Origin of the sequence: Bacillus sp. RC240 (assembly GCF_044907945.1) — a bacterium.
Lineage (GTDB): Bacteria > Bacillota > Bacilli > Bacillales > Bacillaceae_G > Bacillus_A > Bacillus_A mycoides.
The window spans coordinates 1,139,748-1,156,434 of sequence record NZ_JBIYCT010000001.1 but is presented as its reverse complement, the minus strand read 5'-3'; the positions used below and the strand labels follow the sequence as shown (position 1 = coordinate 1,156,434).

Annotated in this window: 11 protein-coding genes and 2 pseudogenes; 8 read left to right on the top strand and 5 right to left on the bottom strand. The window is 32.8% G+C overall.

All coding sequences use genetic code 11. The annotated features are described in order from the left end of the window. Nucleotides 1-52: 52 nt before the first annotated feature. Nucleotides 53-901, bottom strand: coding sequence for a LysR family transcriptional regulator (locus ABH955_RS05975; RefSeq protein WP_404455347.1), 849 nt, complete (start codon nucleotides 899-901; stop codon nucleotides 53-55). Nucleotides 902-1,556: 655 nt separating this feature from the next. Here ABH955_RS05975 and ABH955_RS05970 point away from each other — a divergent pair. The 5 genes from ABH955_RS05970 (at nucleotide 1,557) to ABH955_RS05950 (ending at nucleotide 9,516) form a co-directional block, all read left to right on the top strand. Next, complete coding sequence (locus ABH955_RS05970; protein ID WP_078178670.1) at nucleotides 1,557-3,662, top strand: peptidoglycan D,D-transpeptidase FtsI family protein; 2,106 nt, start codon at nucleotides 1,557-1,559, stop codon at nucleotides 3,660-3,662. Between the two features lie 466 nt (nucleotides 3,663-4,128). Then, entirely contained in the window at nucleotides 4,129-5,574 is a 1,446-nt protein-coding gene (locus ABH955_RS05965; RefSeq protein WP_404490961.1) for a L,D-transpeptidase family protein, read from the top strand. Nucleotides 5,575-6,146: 572 nt separating this feature from the next. Continuing rightward, nucleotides 6,147-6,965, top strand: a complete 819-nt coding sequence (locus tag ABH955_RS05960; protein WP_404490960.1) for a C39 family peptidase — start codon at nucleotides 6,147-6,149, stop codon at nucleotides 6,963-6,965. Nucleotides 6,966-6,991: 26 nt separating this feature from the next. Beyond that, the gene (locus ABH955_RS05955; RefSeq protein ID WP_002069011.1) at nucleotides 6,992-7,672 is read left to right on the top strand and encodes a response regulator transcription factor; all 681 of its coding nucleotides are present in this window, start codon (nucleotides 6,992-6,994) and stop codon (nucleotides 7,670-7,672) included. Continuing rightward, the gene (locus tag ABH955_RS05950) at nucleotides 7,669-9,516 is read left to right on the top strand and encodes a sensor histidine kinase (protein WP_404490959.1); all 1,848 of its coding nucleotides are present in this window, start codon (nucleotides 7,669-7,671) and stop codon (nucleotides 9,514-9,516) included. Before ABH955_RS05955 ends, ABH955_RS05950 begins: the two co-directional genes overlap by 4 nt. Nucleotides 9,517-9,705: 189 nt before the next feature. On the opposite strand, the gene ABH955_RS05945 is transcribed toward ABH955_RS05950, so the two are convergent. The 3 genes from ABH955_RS05945 to ABH955_RS05935 all read right to left on the bottom strand — a co-directional run bounded on the left by ABH955_RS05945 (nucleotide 9,706) and on the right by ABH955_RS05935 (nucleotide 13,126). Further along, on the bottom strand, nucleotides 9,706-11,136 hold the full coding sequence (locus ABH955_RS05945) for an IS4 family transposase (protein ID WP_404490958.1): 1,431 nt from the start codon (nucleotides 11,134-11,136) through the stop codon (nucleotides 9,706-9,708). Between the two features lie 129 nt (nucleotides 11,137-11,265). After that, nucleotides 11,266-12,255: an ABC transporter permease gene (locus tag ABH955_RS05940; protein ID WP_002205055.1), complete on the bottom strand. Its 990-nt coding sequence runs from the start codon at nucleotides 12,253-12,255 to the stop codon at nucleotides 11,266-11,268. A gap of 1 nt (nucleotide 12,256) precedes the next feature. Beyond that, on the bottom strand, nucleotides 12,257-13,126 hold the full coding sequence (locus tag ABH955_RS05935) for an ABC transporter permease subunit (protein WP_002205056.1): 870 nt from the start codon (nucleotides 13,124-13,126) through the stop codon (nucleotides 12,257-12,259). Nucleotides 13,127-13,881: 755 nt separating this feature from the next. On the opposite strand from ABH955_RS05935, the gene ABH955_RS05930 reads away from it, so the two are divergent. From ABH955_RS05930 to ABH955_RS05920, 3 genes and pseudogenes are all read left to right on the top strand, one after another. Continuing rightward, the gene (locus ABH955_RS05930; protein WP_404490957.1) at nucleotides 13,882-14,712 is read left to right on the top strand and encodes an alpha/beta fold hydrolase; all 831 of its coding nucleotides are present in this window, start codon (nucleotides 13,882-13,884) and stop codon (nucleotides 14,710-14,712) included. Nucleotides 14,713-15,113: 401 nt separating this feature from the next. After that, on the top strand, nucleotides 15,114-15,332 hold the full coding sequence (locus ABH955_RS05925) for a hypothetical protein (protein ID WP_404449072.1): 219 nt from the start codon (nucleotides 15,114-15,116) through the stop codon (nucleotides 15,330-15,332). Between the two features lie 90 nt (nucleotides 15,333-15,422). Continuing rightward, a pseudogene (locus tag ABH955_RS05920) lies at nucleotides 15,423-15,626 on the top strand (serine hydrolase domain-containing protein); the annotation flags it as partial. Nucleotides 15,627-15,901: 275 nt separating this feature from the next. On the opposite strand, the pseudogene ABH955_RS05915 reads toward ABH955_RS05920, so the two are convergent. Further along, nucleotides 15,902-16,204 (bottom strand): annotated as a pseudogene (locus tag ABH955_RS05915) (hypothetical protein); the annotation flags it as partial. Nucleotides 16,205-16,687: the final 483 nt, after the last annotated feature.

The window sequence follows — 16,687 nt, the reverse complement described above, 5'->3', positions numbered from 1 at the left end:
GTGTGAAGGAAGTCATATTTGTTATAAAAATATTATTATTTATAGATATTTACTATAAACTCTGTATATTTTCTATGAATTTTCTCATAGTAAGCGACAAAGCCATATCCTTATTTCTAACAAATGTTGTTTCAATTTTCCCATATTGTTCAGGTATTTCATGCCAATAAATATTGGGAATGTTTGAGAAAAAAGTTAGAGCTGTAACTGGAAGAACCGTAATGCCTAGACCAAGTGATACGCTATGTAAAATCATTTCTAACATATTAAACTCCATAATTTTCTTAAGAAGAATTCCTTCATCTTTCAACCATTTTTCTAAAACAAAACGATAGCCACATCCGGAGCTAAACACTAAAAATGTTTCATTTTTCAAATCTTGTATATCAAATGTAGGACGATTTGAAAATAGAACAAGTGTCTTCGTACTTACCTTATATTGTTCTAAAGAAGAATCTTGAATCGGACTTGTTACAAAAGCACCATCTAGCTTAAATTCTAGGATGTCTAAGATCAGACGTTGACTAACATCAGTTTTTAAAGAGATATCTACATTAGGAAATTGTTTATGATAGCTGGCCAAAATGGTTGGTAAGGGATGAACAGTATCTACAGTTCCAATATTGAGAAGACCTGTGGGATTATTATCATCTGTAAACGTATTTTGTAATTCTTCGAATTCTTTTAACAATTTATTAACTTTCTTAAGAAATATTTGTCCATCACCAGTTAATGTGATACCCCGAGCATGTCGATAAAACAACAATGTATTTAGCTCTTGTTCTAGCAGTTTAATGCGCGCTGTTACATTTGATTGTACATAATTAAGGTTTCGTGCAGCTGCGGTAATATTTTGAACTCTTGCTACGGTTTGAAAAATTTTTAAGTCTCGAAAATCCAACGTTCTCTCCACCTTTATATGTTATTGTGATCATTTTGAATGATGTGTTCCATTATTTTTAACAATTTTTCATAATACGATTGATAAGTATAGAATGTACTAAAGATAGATTTTTAACTCTTAACTGTAAAAATAGCTTTAGTACATAGAAACTATGGGGGTCTCAATGTACTAAAGCTCAAATATACTAATACATTTATACTTTAAAGAGCTTAAACTTTAAATAATGATGGCTATGTGTTTTGAATTTTTCTTGAATTACATTATTACTTACGACAATATCTTTAATCAACGTATAACTTTTATTTCGCATGTTACAATTATACATTTTTGGAATAAACAGATTTATATAAAAAAATCAGTCTGTTGAGAACTTTTATATAAATTCTACGTATTAAATATTTATTTTTCACATGAATTTACACCCTAAATTTTTTCTTGAAATATACATCTTTATATAATCTTTATATAAAATTTATGTTGTTTTCTGTTGCATATGTTTTTATCTAGTGAGTATGGAAATTTTATTATTGGAAAATTTTCAAATAGTTATTGTAGACATAATGTAAATGCAGGGGGAAATACTTTTGGGTTACGTGATGGGGATTTTTTAAGGATATTAGTTCATTGTATTGAGTATTAAAAGGAGATTAATATGAAGCAATCAAAAACATTACAAAAAAATAAGGTATCTATAAGGTTAAATATACTATTTTTGTGCATTTTTTTATCATTTTCAGCTATTATCATTCGGCTTGGAAAAGTACAAATTGTTGACGGGGAGGGTTATAAGAATGCAGTTGAAAAGCAAGAAAATGCGACGGTTAGTACTTCTGTTCCACGTGGTCAAATTTTTGATAGGGAAGGTGAGAAAGTGGTTAATAATACTGCTGTTCGTACCATTTCGTATACAAAGGGGAAAGATATCACTTCTGAAGAAATCTTAAAAATAGCAAAAAAGCTCTCGAAAATACTTGAAATAACAGAAGAAGATATAAATAGGTTGACTGAAACAGACAAAAAAGATTACTGGATGCAGTTAAACAAGGAAAAAACGAAAAAAAAGATTACAAAAAAAGATGAAGAAAATCTACGTAAACAAAATATTGAAGGAAAAGAATTTGATAAGAAAATAGATGAATTGAGACGAGGACGCGTCACAGCAGAGGAATTGAGTGAATTAAGTCCACAAGACTTAAAGATATTAAATATTAAAGGGAGAATGAATTCAGGTTATAAAATGACACCACAAATTATAAAGAAAAATGTATCTGAGAAAGAATACGCTACAATTAGTGAAAACTTATCGGAATTTCCAGGTATTGATGCAACTATTGACTGGGAACGTAATTATGTAAATGGTGAATTATTCCGTTCTGTACTAGGTAATATAACAAGTACTGAAGAGGGGCTTCCAAAAGAAAATTTAGATTACTATTTAGTTCGTGATTACAATCGCAATGATCGTGTGGGAAAGAGTTATATCGAGCAACGATATGAAGACGTACTACATGGAACTAAGGGAGAAGTTAAGAATGTTGCTGATAAAAAAGGGAATGTTATTCAAACGGAAACGATTTCTAAAGGGAAAAGTGGCAATAATTTAATTATGACAATTGATATGAAATTACAGAAGGCGGTAGAAGAAATTCTTGAAAAGCAATTAAAAGCTTATAAGGGGTCAGAGCCTCTTTTAGATCGGGCATTTGTAGTGATGATGAATCCGAATACTGGAGAAGTATTATCTATGGCGGGTAAAAAATTAGGGAAGAAAGATCGGAACATAGAAATAGCTGATTATGCTTTAGGTACGATGACGAGCTCATATGAACTTGGATCAACTGTAAAAGGTGCCACAGTGTTAACGGGATTTGAAACGAAGGCTATTACACCTGGTACAAACTTTAATGATGCGCCTATGAAGTTTAAAGGGACAAAGGAGAAGAAATCTTGGAAAGATTTTGGGATTGTTGATGATTTAAGAGCCTTACAAGTTTCTTCTAACGTCTATATGTTTAATACGGCATTAAAAATAGCAGGAATAGATTACGTACCAAATAGCTCATTAGATATAAAGGCAAGTGCATTTGAAAAAATGAGATATTATTTTGGGCAATTCGGATTAGGGGTTCCAACTGGAATTGACCTCCCAAACGAAACATCTGGAATAATGAAAAAAGAAAATTATCAACCAGGTTTCTTGCTAGACTTAGCTATCGGACAGTACGATACGTATACTCCTTTGCAACTTGCACAGTATGTTTCTACTATTGCAAATGGAGGAAATCGATTGAAACCACAAATTTTGAGGGAAATTAGAGAACAAACTACAAAAACTGAAGACATTGGTAAAATTGTGAAATCAATGGAACCAGTTGTATTGAACCATGTAGATATGAAAAAAGAATATATAGATCGAGTAAAGGAAGGGTTTAGACGTGTATTTCAAGAAGGTGACGGAACTGGTGTGAGTACTTTCAAAAACCTTCCTTATAAGCCTGCTGGTAAAACTGGGACAGCACAAACAGTTTATGGCGGTGATGATAATAGTGTTGGTAAGGATCAGGAAGGCAATCGTGTTCGTTGTTATAATTTAACTTTAACAGGGTACGCTCCATATGATAAACCAGAGGTGGCATTTTCTGTTGTTGTCCCATGGATAATTAATGACAAAGGCAATAAAGTTAATTCAATAATTGGTAAAGAGGTTTTAGATGCGTATTTTAATTTAAAAAATAATCAGGAGAAGTATGCAAACTAAAACTATGTAATAAGGAAGTAGAACCAAATTGACTTAAGGCAGTAATCTGAATGAATACTGTAGAAAGACATGGAATTGGGAACTATTTTTAAAGTATGAAATAACTTGATAGCGATGGGAGACCGTAGCTATCAAGTTAAAACTTTAATTCTCCCTAAATGGAAAAGTTGAGTTTTTTATGGCACCGAATTTCATATTTATCGTTTTGGGAAACTTGTTCTGCTAGATTTTCAGGCATAGAGTAGGGCCACTATTTATAATGATTTATTACTTATATAAGACTATTTAGTGTGAATGAAAAATTTATCTATCATTTTTTATGTGTCGTTTATTAAAAGTCTAAATTAGATCAATTAATTGCGATAAAATCCGGTCAAAAATAATGGAATTTTAAGAACAATAAGGTACATTAGTCAATGATTTTAGTTTAAAATCTATTGACTTTGGTGTAAACGGAGGAAGATTGATGAACAACAATAGAATAAATGAGTCAGTTGAAGAAGCTGATAAAAAAAGAGTAAGATCAAGCAAATGTTTTACAAATTGGAAGTTTATTGCAGTGGTTGGTGGTATAATCACACTTCTCATTGGGGGAATGATTTGTTATCAGGCAACTCACTTCAATTCGAATGTTACGATTAACGACAAAAAAGTCAGTGGTCTGAGCGCTGATCAGGCAATACAGAAATTAAAAACATCTGGACTAGCAAACAAAGTCTATGTAGACCAACAACAAATTTTAGATGAAAAAGAGACAAAAATGGAACTTGCAGAAAAAGATTTGCCTCAAATTAAGAAACTATTAAAAAGCCAGTGGACACTTGTCCCTTCCTCAAAGGAAAAGAATTATTCATTGTTACCAGAAAAGGCAGAACAATATCGTAGTAAAACGATGAAAAAACTTGTAGAAGAAAAGCTCATCTCTATGAATAAAAAATTAAAAGCGCCTCAAGATGCCATGGCGAAGCTTGAACAAAGCAAAGTTGTTATCTCCAAAAGCGTTGAAGGAAAACAGTATGACATTATGAGTTTACTGAAAGATTACGACAAGCAGAAGCATAAAAGCGAAATTCATTTGAAGTCTGCATACTTACAGCCTATTAAAGAAGACGATCCGATTATCAAAAAAGAGGAGAAAGCACTACAAAATCTTCTTCAGCAGTCCGTTGATTATAAAGTGCAGAATGAAGTTTATCCTTTAAAAGCGAAAGGTTTAATTCAAAATGCCTTTATGTCAAAGGATATGAAAGTTACTATCGATGTGAGCAATATTAAGAACAAGGTTACTGAAATTAACAATGCTAAATCAACATTAAATAAAGATTTTACATTTAAAACTCATTCTGGGGCGGTCATATCAGTAAAAGGACAAGGCTATGGCTGGGCACTGGATGTTGAAAAAGAAACAAAACAAATTCAACAAGGCTTTGAGAAAGGCGAAAAATCACTTTCTACTTCTAATATTCACGGAAATGGTTGGAAGAAGGAAGGGATCGGCTATGAAACAACATCGAATAATGGCATCGGAGACACGTATGTGGAAATTTCAATTGCAGAGCAACAAATTTGGATTTACAAGGATGGAAAATTAGCAGTTACAACAAATGTAGTAACTGGGAAACATAGCACGGGTGAAGATACTTCACCAGGTGTGTGGTACGTTCTTTATAAACGATCACCGTATACACTTAAAGGTAGCGCAGTAGGTAAAGGTGATTATGCAGTTAAAGTAAATTACTGGGTTCCATTCACAAATAGCGGTCAAGGATTCCACGATGCTGGCTGGCGAACAAACTGGGCAAATAATGCCTATTTAACTGGAGGATCGGGAGGATGTGTTAACCTTTCTCCTAGTATTGCAAAAAATGTGTATGATAATTTAAGCACTTATGAACCGGTTATCGTGTACTAGTAAATATCAATCTCGTGTGAGGCGATGTATGTATTAAGAAATTAAATTTATAAAAGAATCAGTGAAATCAATATGGAGGATGGGATGGAACTTTAATTAGCTGGAATACTACGAATCATATAGAAAAAGTTGAACAAGCAAATAATCAACACGAAAATAATGCTGATGTATGGATTTGGTCTAAATTAGACGAGTAAACGTTTCGTTTATGTATGACTTTTGAATCGGTACTTTTGTATTCAATCCAGATATGAAAAGTATACCGTGTGAATTTTAAACATATTAAGCAAACTACATTATTGTAAGTAGGTGAATTTTTTCTTAAAAATTGTAGGAGTTTCCCTTGCATTTTTTCCCTGTTTTTGAATTCATGATGTGTGATGAAATGGTTCAATGCATAATAGTAAATATTGCATATCGATAGCACGATTTTTTACACATACGATTAATACGTGTAAGAGTCGTTTTTATATAATCTTGATATAAATTTTACTTTGTCTTTCTATAAATATGATTTTATATAGATATGAACAAATTAAACTCTCCTTAGAAAGTAATAAGGAGAGATACTCATGAATAAAATTAGAACGACAATATTCTGTTTATTCACTCTAGTGGTGTTAGGTACAAGTATTGAGATGTCAAATAATGATAGCCCTACAATTACTAATAAACAACGTGCCTTAGCAAATGAAGTGAAGCAAAGATTAGAAGTAGAAGAAAAGCGTAATGTATCTGTAGAATCCGCCAATGAAGTGGTAGTTGAAAATGAAAATGTGCCTATAGGACAAGAGAAAGAAATTGCAAGGCCATTGGATGTTCCACTGATTTTACAAAAGCCAGAATTGATGCGTGGTTGTGAAGTAACGAGCCTTGCAATGGTACTACAGTTTTCAGGTGCGCAAGTCGACAAGATGGAGCTTGCTTCAAAAATAAAACATGTACCATTTCAGAGAAATGGTTTGAAGGGAAATATGCATAAAGGGTTTATCGGGAATATGGCTACTTTTGATAAACCTGGATTAGGTGTATATGTGGAACCGATTTTAAAATTGGCAAAGTTATATGTCCCAGAAGAAAAAGTGAAGGATTTAAGCCACAAAGAACCTCAGCAAATCTATGAGGCGATAGATCAAGGGTTCCCTGTATGGGTATTAACAAATGCTCGTTTTAAACTGTTACCCGATGATCAATTTTATACATGGAGAACATACGAAGGGGAAATGAAAGTGACATATCATCAGCATAGTGTCGTAGTGACAAATTATGATGACCAATATGTATATATTAATGATCCGCTAAAGACAGAGAAACATATAGTGATTAATCGAGATGATTTTGAACAATCATGGGTTCAAATGGGAAGGCAAGCCATGACCATTTCCATATAGATAAGCATAGATCGGATGAGAATTATATGAAAAAAGTGTTGATTATTGAAGATGAAAAAATCATAAGAGAGGCGGTAGCACAATATTTCTCTCATGATGGATATGAAGTAATAACAGCGGAGGATAGCCGAATAGGATTAGAATTATTTACTGCACATGATGATATCAATTTAATTATATTAGATATTATGCTCCCAGTCATGGATGGATGGTCAGTGTGTAGACGTATTCGTAAGAACTCTACTGTTCCTATTATCCTATTAACAGCTCGAAGTGATGAGGATGATACATTACTTGGGTTTGAACTAGGAGCCGATGATTATGTAACAAAACCATTTAAACCAGCTATTTTACTAGCGAGAGCAAAGCGTTTATTCAAAGAGACAACTCAAATTGTACAATTCCAGGACTGCATTGATTTATGTGGTATTTATTTAGATAAATCGGCACGTTCTGTTTCTATAGATGGAAAAAAAGTAGATTTTACACATACAGAGTTTGAAATTTTACTATCGTTAATGCAGCATAAGGAGCAAGTATTGACAAGGGACACGTTAATTACGAACATTTGGGGATATGATTATGTTGGAGATGATAAAACATTAACTGCACATATGCGTAATGTACGTGTGAAGCTAGGCGACAGGGCAAAACATATTACAACTGTTGTTCGAACGGGCTATAAATTCGAGGTAGACAGAAGATGAGAAAGAAAATAGTTTTTCAATTGTTTTTTCTAACGTTTTTATTATGCTGTATGATTATTGCTGTTATATTTTTTGGACAAATGTATGTGATGAATTACTTGTATATAGATAAAGAAAAAGAACATGTTCAGAAGCAATTACAACAGTATAATACATTTTATGAAGCTTATAAACAGGATGAAAATAAACTGCAGAGTAAAGAACTCTCATATGAAAATCAGAAAGGCATTATGATTGCAAGGCTTGATGAAGCAGCAAATATTAAGAAATTACCGTCAGGAGATTATTATATAAAAGCGATAAATAAAAATGATCCAAGTCGAACATCTAAAGTTGTATTTAATAATTTAATTAATGCAAAGAAAGATATGGATCCTAATTTCAGTATTTTAATTACAAGTTTAATTAATAAGACGACCCAAATAGCTATTATGGATACTGCAAGTAAAGGGTCAAATAAAGACATAGTTATTCCTACAACATTAAAAATAAAAGGTTATGATGGAGGGTTTGTCTCGCCTACCTATTATCAAATAGACAAAATCATGATGTCAGGTGTTAAAAATGGGATGAAGATTTTTTCAAAAGAAGAAAGCGAAAAATATTATTTTTTAGAAGGAATTGTAAAAGAAATAAGTTTCCCAGTTTACTTCAATTCAAAAATTGATAACACATTATATAGTAACGAAGTGTTTGCAAATCGTATTTTACAATTTCAATCGGAGTGGATTACCGATAAAGTGAAATTAAACGGAGAAGAATGGGTACAAAACGAGATTAGTATAAATGGAATCAAGTATTTAGAAACCATTAAACCAATATTAAAAGATGGACAAGTGAAAGAATTTATTTATTCATTGTCTTCTCTACAGCCAATTACAAAAGCAACAGATATAATGAGTGATTACTATGTATATATTATTGCATTTGTGCTGGTTCTATCGCTTATTGTGTCTTTCTATTACTCAAGAATCATTACAAAACCATTATTGAAAATTAATGAAGCAACCAAAAAAATCATGGAATTTGAGTTTGAAGACCAGCTTTCTATAAAGTCTAAAAATGAAATTGGGGAGCTATCCTCCAATATTAATCAGCTTTCAGAAAGAATGGAAGGGTATATCAATCAGTTGAAAGAAGATTTAGAAAAAGAAAAGCAATTAGAACAAACAAGAAAAGATTTTATTGCAGGTGTTTCACACGAATTGAAGACACCACTCAGTGTCATGCAAGTATCGGCATCTATGTTGCAAGACGGGTTTGCGCCTGAAATGAACCAATATTATTGGGAAGCGTTAGAAAAAGAAATAGAGAAAATGAATATACTGATTGATGAGATGCTCAATTTGGCTAAATATGAATCAGGAACGTATCAAATACAGATGGAGCAAGTTAGTATAGGGGATTTGATTCAACAGGCTGAAAAAGATCTACACACTCAAATTGATGAAAAGTCACTGCAAATCAAAATGAATATTGATGATGTGCGTGTGAAGGGAAAGGCTAATTTATTGGAACAAGTGATAACGAATCTGTTTACGAATGCAATTCGTTATACAGATTCGAGACGAATGATTGTGATAGAGGTAATAGAAGAAGAACATGGCGTATATATAGGGTTTGAAAATAAAGGATCGCATATTGCAGAAGAAAATATAGAGAAAATATGGGATCAATTTTATAGAGTGGATAAATCAAGAAAACGAGTATGCGGTGGTACTGGCCTAGGTCTTTCGATTGTAAAGAACATATTCGAATTACATGCTGCAGAATACGGTGTAACCAATACGGAGGATGGGGTATTGTTCTACTTCCGTTTAGAAAAGTGGGATACAAAACAGTAACGTGCTTTTAGCTTCAAAAATAGTCTAAATCCTTAAGTTGATGGATGTGGGGTACCGCCACATCGCTATCAAGCTAAGCCCGTGTAACGTCAATGATAAGCAAGATTGTTTCTTTTTTTCGAAAGTCTATACGTAGATGCTTTAAAGATTTGCATACGAAATAAACCCTAACGGTTTTCCTTTTTTGAATTAAGCTGCTTGGTTATCAGACATGGTACAATTATAAACAACACCTAATATATCAAAGACTGTTTTCTTCTCATACCTATGGGATTTTCGCCCGTTTTGCTGTAGGAGATTGAACAGGCGAATGAGAATCTTTGATAATTCTTGGGTGTCTTTCTGTATGGCTTGATAAATAAGAAAAAAATAATCTCTAATCATATATATGGCCTTATATTCACTCAGCTCTCGTTTCTTTTTCATAAGAAGTAATTGACGCATTTGAAACATAGTAGAAGAACAGAGGAGAATGGCGATCAGTTGCCCATACAAATGGCATTCTAATCTTTCTCGTTTTATCTTTTTACAATGGTGAATATGAAAGAATGATTTCCATGTTTTAAATAAAATCTCGATTTGCCAACGTAAAGAGTACCAATCATGTACTTGTCCCATCGGGACAATATTTGTAGAGGTATTTGTCATATATACATTGATACCGCTTAGTCGTTTACTACGAGCAGAATACTTTGTTCCCTTCTTTTTTTCTCTTACAGCCTGATCTTGTAATCGTTTTTGTTGCTGTTCTTCTGTAAGTCGATGAACAATTACACGAGCTGGCACTTTATCAATCATTCCTACATAAGCATCAGATATTTCGTATGTTTGCCCTGGTTGAAGAGAAATCATTAATGCCTCTATATCTATCTGTTTATATTCTGTTTTCTTCTTTAGTTTTCCATTTTGATAATAATCAGGATTAGGATTTTTTTGATAAATATGTGTATTTGATTTAATACGAGAGATATAGTAAGCCTTTTTATCTTGTATATGTTGAAGATCTTTCAGATGAAAATAGCCTAAATCCCGAATACACAAATCATTTTCTTTCACGGTTGGAACACACAGAGAACCATAGGTTCGATCATGTTGTTTTCCTGGACCTGTATGAATATGTAAAGACTGTCCACTTAATAGATCATACTCCAATTGAATTTTTAATCCCGCTGTATGGCTGCATCCTCCAGCACCTGGATAAACGCTTGAAAAAGAATTAGGTAGTTGAAATGCAGTTGAATCTAGAATACGAATACGTTTGAAAGCAGAAGTATAGGGAGAGGAAAACGATACAGATGAAGCTAATTTTTTGTTTAGTAGTTTGGCTAATATATGTTGTAAAAAGTGAACAGCTTCCTGATTAAATCGTTGATTCAGTCCCTCAGGACTGATAAGCACTTTAGTTGATGCTTCTAAACAGCTAGATAGCTGAGTTAAAGAAGTCGTAGCAACCTTTTGGCTCATCCACACACATAAAGCGATTAAATCCTTTGCTTGGTATTTACTCAGTCGCTGAACAAAACCAACATCTCTAGCAAGATCCTGTAAGGCATTTGGAGATAGGACACTTTGAATCTCTTGAGCAAATAGTTGTAATTCGTCAGACACAGAAACAGACATAAAAAACGCCATCCTTTCCTATGATTCTACAGAAAGAATAGCGTATTTTTTCATTTTAGGGGGCATTTCTTTTTATTAACTTGGTAGCGATATGATGATACCCCCTGTAAGTGAGAATTAAAGCTGTGTTTATGCTTGATGTTTGAATGTAAACAATTCATTTTCAGGTACCTGCAAAACACTCTTATTAGTATTTTTAACAGAGATACTGGCAGTTCTGTTTCTTTCTAAAGAATCTTGAATACTATCAGTTATTTTATTCGCAGCTAGAACAGTCAAACTAAAAAAGATTATCGGAACCATTGGAATCCAAGTATCAGCAGATAGAGAAGGATAGTACATCCCAATTAAACCAGTCCACTCATGTGTTACAGAATCAGCCTCATCACCATAAAGAACTGTTCCACCAAAAAACAAATTTATTAAACCTAAATGAAGCAACAATGTTAGTGTTTGTACGAATTGTTGCATAAGCATTATTATAAACGTTGGAACCAGGTGAGGAAGAATGTGCTTAACAACAATGTATAATTTTCCGCCACCGAGGATCTTTGCAGCTTCAACAAACTCTTCAGTTTGCAATTTCCTTACTTCATTTGCAACATATAATGATAGAGTCGGAACACTTAAAAGAACAATCACAGCCAATTGGAATAGAAGTCTTTGATAAAATGGAGCCGGTATCGTCCCATTTTCATAAATAAGTACTTCTGATAATATGAAATAACAAATCATAACCATTGGTACGATTGTAAAACTATCAAAAAATGCTTCAATTTTTTTAAACCCTCTTTTAACATATGCACCAAGTAAAAAACCGATTATAACGCCTAACACCATGCGTAATATGGCTACTACGATTGCAAACCCAATAGTCCATTTTGCCCCTTCAATTATCAGATTGAGTAAGTCGTATCCCGCTCTGTCGGTACCAAATAAAAATTGCATTGAAGGTGGAAATGGAGGCACTTCAGGATAACCAGTTTTATCATATTGAAGGATTACCTTATGTATATTTCCGTCATTAAAAATAGTATTTCCTATACTTAGGACCATTAATATTGTTAAAAATAAACCACCTAACCAGAACCGTTTATCACGTTTTAAATAATTCCACATATTATATTTTCTCCTTCATCGCAGTAGGTACCAACCAATGGAAACATTTAAAAAATAAGAATATAGGTAAGTAAATTAATATTAATCCAACCGTGAATACCTCAACACTTTGGTATTCTTTAATAAAAACAAAGAATCCGAGAGTATTGAAAATCGATTCTATTATGTATAAGTTAGAGAGCATAAACCATATATTAGCTTTTACAAAGAACAAAGTACTTAATAGAACGTTTCTTAGTACATGGTGGTTTAAAATATGAAGACGATCCATACCCTTTGAAGCAGCGAACAACACATAATCCTTTCTCAACTCATCCTCAAATCTTAGAAGTAAGAACTTAACAAACATGATAACGGTAGGTATACAAAAACAGATAATCGGTAAGAGTCGCACCTTCTGGTCTCCAATTCCTGCTACTTGTGCTGCCATAACACCAGTTTTCTGGAATATCCATACCACCAACAATTGGGAACCAACAATAAACAATATGTCAGGTAAAGATTGAAGAAATAACATGAATTCTTTAATCCTATTCTGCCATTTTTCGTTAACCCTTAAGATTACGTGTACTAGTATAAATGACACTATTAATGAAACAATCAGTGAAATTGAGAGTATAACCATCGTCTCTTTATAGTGAAAAAATATTTGTGGGAACAAATCCTTTTTAATCTTCATACCATATTGCATAGATGAAGCATGTAGTATTATCTTCTCGCAAATTTTATAAATACTACTAAAATACTCTGGAATATCTATTGAAAGCCCTTTGAATAGAATTGGTAGAGAGCCAACCGCTAGTATACCGACAAACGACAACAATAGATGAATAATTAGCTCCCAGCCTGATACAATGATTTTCTTCGACACAGAACCACATCCTTCTTACTTAATTTTCCACTCTCAATAATAGATTTAATTTTCAGATATGTAAACCCTTATATCGGTATAGGTAAACTTTCAACGGGGCATTTACAAAAATATGGTTTAATTCAAAATTGTATTAAACCATATTTTTGTAAACACTAAACTTATAAACTTGGAGATCTATTATAGAATTGGCTAAAATCTAACATCATTTAGAGCATCGTTATTTTAAAGTCCTTGATAGTTTTGTATTTCCTATGATAAGGGAAGTCCGTGAAAAAACGGATGATCTTTAGCCTATTCTATTACCGTTGAGGAGTTTGAAAAGGCCGTAATGGAACTTCTTACAGGGGTACCGTTACATTGCTATCTGGTAAAAAATATAACTACCCACAATGAGATTTTGTGCTAACTTGTAATAAAAAGCTTATTTTTTCGTTTGGGGGGTATTTGCTTTTCTTAGCTTGATGGTGATGTGGTACTACCCCATGCCCATCAACTTAAGAAATCCGACTACCCCCAAGTGTAAAAAAACGTTATTCTTTCTATTCAAGGTGAACCACAATTATTTGGTAATTGTACAATGACAATAAAGTTGTTTAATTCACAACATAGTCATTTAAAGAATAATAAAGTTATTTAAAAATCTTTCTATCAAGTGGTCAAAAGGTATTTTCAACTTAGTACAGAACTATATCATAGTAGGTTGACATAAAATAGGTTGGATAAAATTGATATGAATAGGGAGAAAAATTTCAATGAATTGCTTAGTTGCAAAGGGTAGTATTTATTATGAAATCATAGGGAATGGCTTTCCGATATTAATAATGCATTCAATGGGTACAGACCATAAATCTATGAAAGCTTGGATAGAGCCAATTTTTGATAAGATTCAGGGTTTTCAGAGGATATATATAGATTTACCTGCTCACGGTCGAAGTTTAATTGACGAAAATTTCAACTCTTCAGATGATATGTTTTTAAATATTTTGAACTTTATTGATATGACAATTCCTAACCAAGCATTTTCTCTTATTGGTTTTTCATATGGAGGATATTTGGCACAAGGTATTTTGCACCATAGACATAAAAATGTAAAGAGTATTTGTTTGCTGGCCACTTCACTTCATTTGAAAGATAGGAATCTTCCTAAAAAAATAGTTATTACAAAAGATGAAGATTTATTAACAGAATTGGATTCTGATATAAGAATGGCTTTTGAAACATTAATGAATTATCAAAATAAAGAGAACCTTAATTACTTTTTAAACGAAATCCAACCTGGACGATTATTAGCTAATAAAAATTTTTTAATGTCAAATTGGAGAGAGAAAGGGTATTTTCTTTCTGAAGAACCGCTTAATGATGTAAGTACACTTACACAACCTGTACTCATCATTCTAGGGAAACAAGATTCAATCTGTGGTTATAAAGATCACTTTTTTCTTCTAGAAAAATTTCCGAATGCTACGTTTTCCATTTTAGATGGTGCGGGTCATATGCTTCAAATAGAAAAACGTAAAATAGTACAAGAACTAATCAAAGACTGGCTAATTAGGAGCAATTCGGTTTGCGAATCAAGCAAGTAAATACAATCAATATCTTTTTCAACCCAATTTCCATATCTGTTGCCTGTCAGTTCATTTTGTTATTATTCAACTAACAGGTGCTTTAGTTCAATAAGGATTAAATAACTTTATTATTAATTTTTGAGTGCAAATGCAATTAAATGGATAGAAATTAAACAACTTTAAAGAGCCTTAGTACAATAAAATGTGCAAGGCTTTTATATATTTCATAACAAAATTCAATAACTTTATTATCTCTTTACAGTAAGGGGTACCGCCACATCGCTATCAAGCTAATAAATAGGTTACCCCCAAAATGAAAAAATATGTTAAATTCCCATAGATAACTATCTTATATTAATTACATAACCTAGTGTGTGATATAATAATATAAAGATATTGTGTTTAAAGGGGGATTCAAATTGGTTAAAAACTTACCTTTACTAATAGTGATTTTAATATTAGGTGTAAGTTCTTCTACATTAAGTACGAACGGATACTTTTCTCCAGTTATAGAATGGTCTTTAATGTTTATAAGTATTATTTTAAACATTACTGCGGTGATAGGTTTATCACTACACGTCCTTGTATATCAACCTATGAAAAGATTTGAAAAAAATTTAAAAGAGACCTTCAAATAAAATAATTATATTTGAGGTAACACCACATCGCCATCGAGCTAAAAAAATGTATCCATAAAAAGAACAAATACGCTATTCTTTCTGTAGAATCATGAATTTAAAACAGCGGATGGGCAATCTTACTGGGGGCATGCCGGAGGTACTTTCGGATATGAATCGAGAGCCGTCGGATCTCTAGACGGGAAGCATATTCTGGTAACGTGTATCAACTCGGTAGGTCCACAAGTAGCGCCAGCTCACGATAAAATAATCAATAAGGAATTTAGCCATTACGCAAGTCTAAACAGACAGTGAATTATATATGTTTGACCTGCTTGGAAAACGAAAACATACCGATCTATACATGGTTACGGGTGCCGGATCATATCTATCACTCCTCATGGGATTTATACACAAAAGGACCGTCAAGATGTTTTCCTAGCGGTTTTTCTTATGAGATGGATGTATATTGTATTCATAGAAGTTAACATAAAGTCCTATTATGGGTAGAAAGAAAAAGGTGGATCCCTACTTTCACAAGGGAACCTCCTTTTTTTGTTCTACGGATCTATGCATTTTTTTATACATTCCTATCCTGGCGCGGTTTTAGGGTTCTTGTTTGTTACTGGATTAGCCGAAAAACTGTATAAAACCTTGCATGCTCTTAGCATGGTTTTTTTCCGAAATGCTGGCGGTAGCCAAGCGCTAAATAATCTGCGAATCAGCACAATTTCTCCTAAATGGTAGGAGTTGTGAGATGCAATATTGCGTAGCACACCGCCCGGGGTTTCACCAGGCCATTCCTCCAATGTTTTGTCCAATTGAACAGTTTGGGCAATCGTGCATGCCTGTTCAATCCCCTAAAGAAAATACTGAATAATCTGTTTCCACTTGAATAGGTTTTGCTTTTCCATACTAATCACGTCCTTTTTTAGAGTACTAGTATCAGTATGTCCAAGTTTCAGAGATTAGTTACATAAGTCATATAGTTTTTGCACCAGAACCATAAAAGTAAGTCTATGACCTATTTTTACACGTATCTCGGCTGTTCCCTATAAGAGGCCAAGTAAATAGAAGACAAAAAAGCGACCAATTTCAATTAGTTGCTTTTTTGTCTGTATTGTTCCACCAATCCCTATTCTTCAATTCGATTGGATCAGTGTAAAATATTCCTATTTTATCATCAGTATGTTTTGTTTCAACCTTCAAACGATAAATGCTAGGAGTTACAATCTGTCCAAATATCAAAATCTTTATAATTGTTAACTGAAAAATTTGAATGATATCATTTTTTTATTATTAGCCTAATAGAGATGTGGTGGTATTCCTATTAAATGATTTTCACAGCAGAACTGGATTTGAAATATATTTACCTG

Coding starts and splice junctions, on each gene's coding strand:
- ABH955_RS05970 (WP_078178670.1), top strand. CDS start 1,557: ATGAAGCAATCAAAAACATTACAAAAAAATAAGGTATCTATAAGGTTA.
- ABH955_RS05965 (WP_404490961.1), top strand. CDS start 4,129: ATGAACAACAATAGAATAAATGAGTCAGTTGAAGAAGCTGATAAAAAA.
- ABH955_RS05960 (WP_404490960.1), top strand. CDS start 6,147: ATGAATAAAATTAGAACGACAATATTCTGTTTATTCACTCTAGTGGTG.
- ABH955_RS05955 (WP_002069011.1), top strand. CDS start 6,992: ATGAAAAAAGTGTTGATTATTGAAGATGAAAAAATCATAAGAGAGGCG.
- ABH955_RS05950 (WP_404490959.1), top strand. CDS start 7,669: ATGAGAAAGAAAATAGTTTTTCAATTGTTTTTTCTAACGTTTTTATTA.
- ABH955_RS05945 (WP_404490958.1), bottom strand. CDS start 11,136: ATGTCTGTTTCTGTGTCTGACGAATTACAACTATTTGCTCAAGAGATT.
- ABH955_RS05940 (WP_002205055.1), bottom strand. CDS start 12,255: ATGTGGAATTATTTAAAACGTGATAAACGGTTCTGGTTAGGTGGTTTA.
- ABH955_RS05930 (WP_404490957.1), top strand. CDS start 13,882: ATGAATTGCTTAGTTGCAAAGGGTAGTATTTATTATGAAATCATAGGG.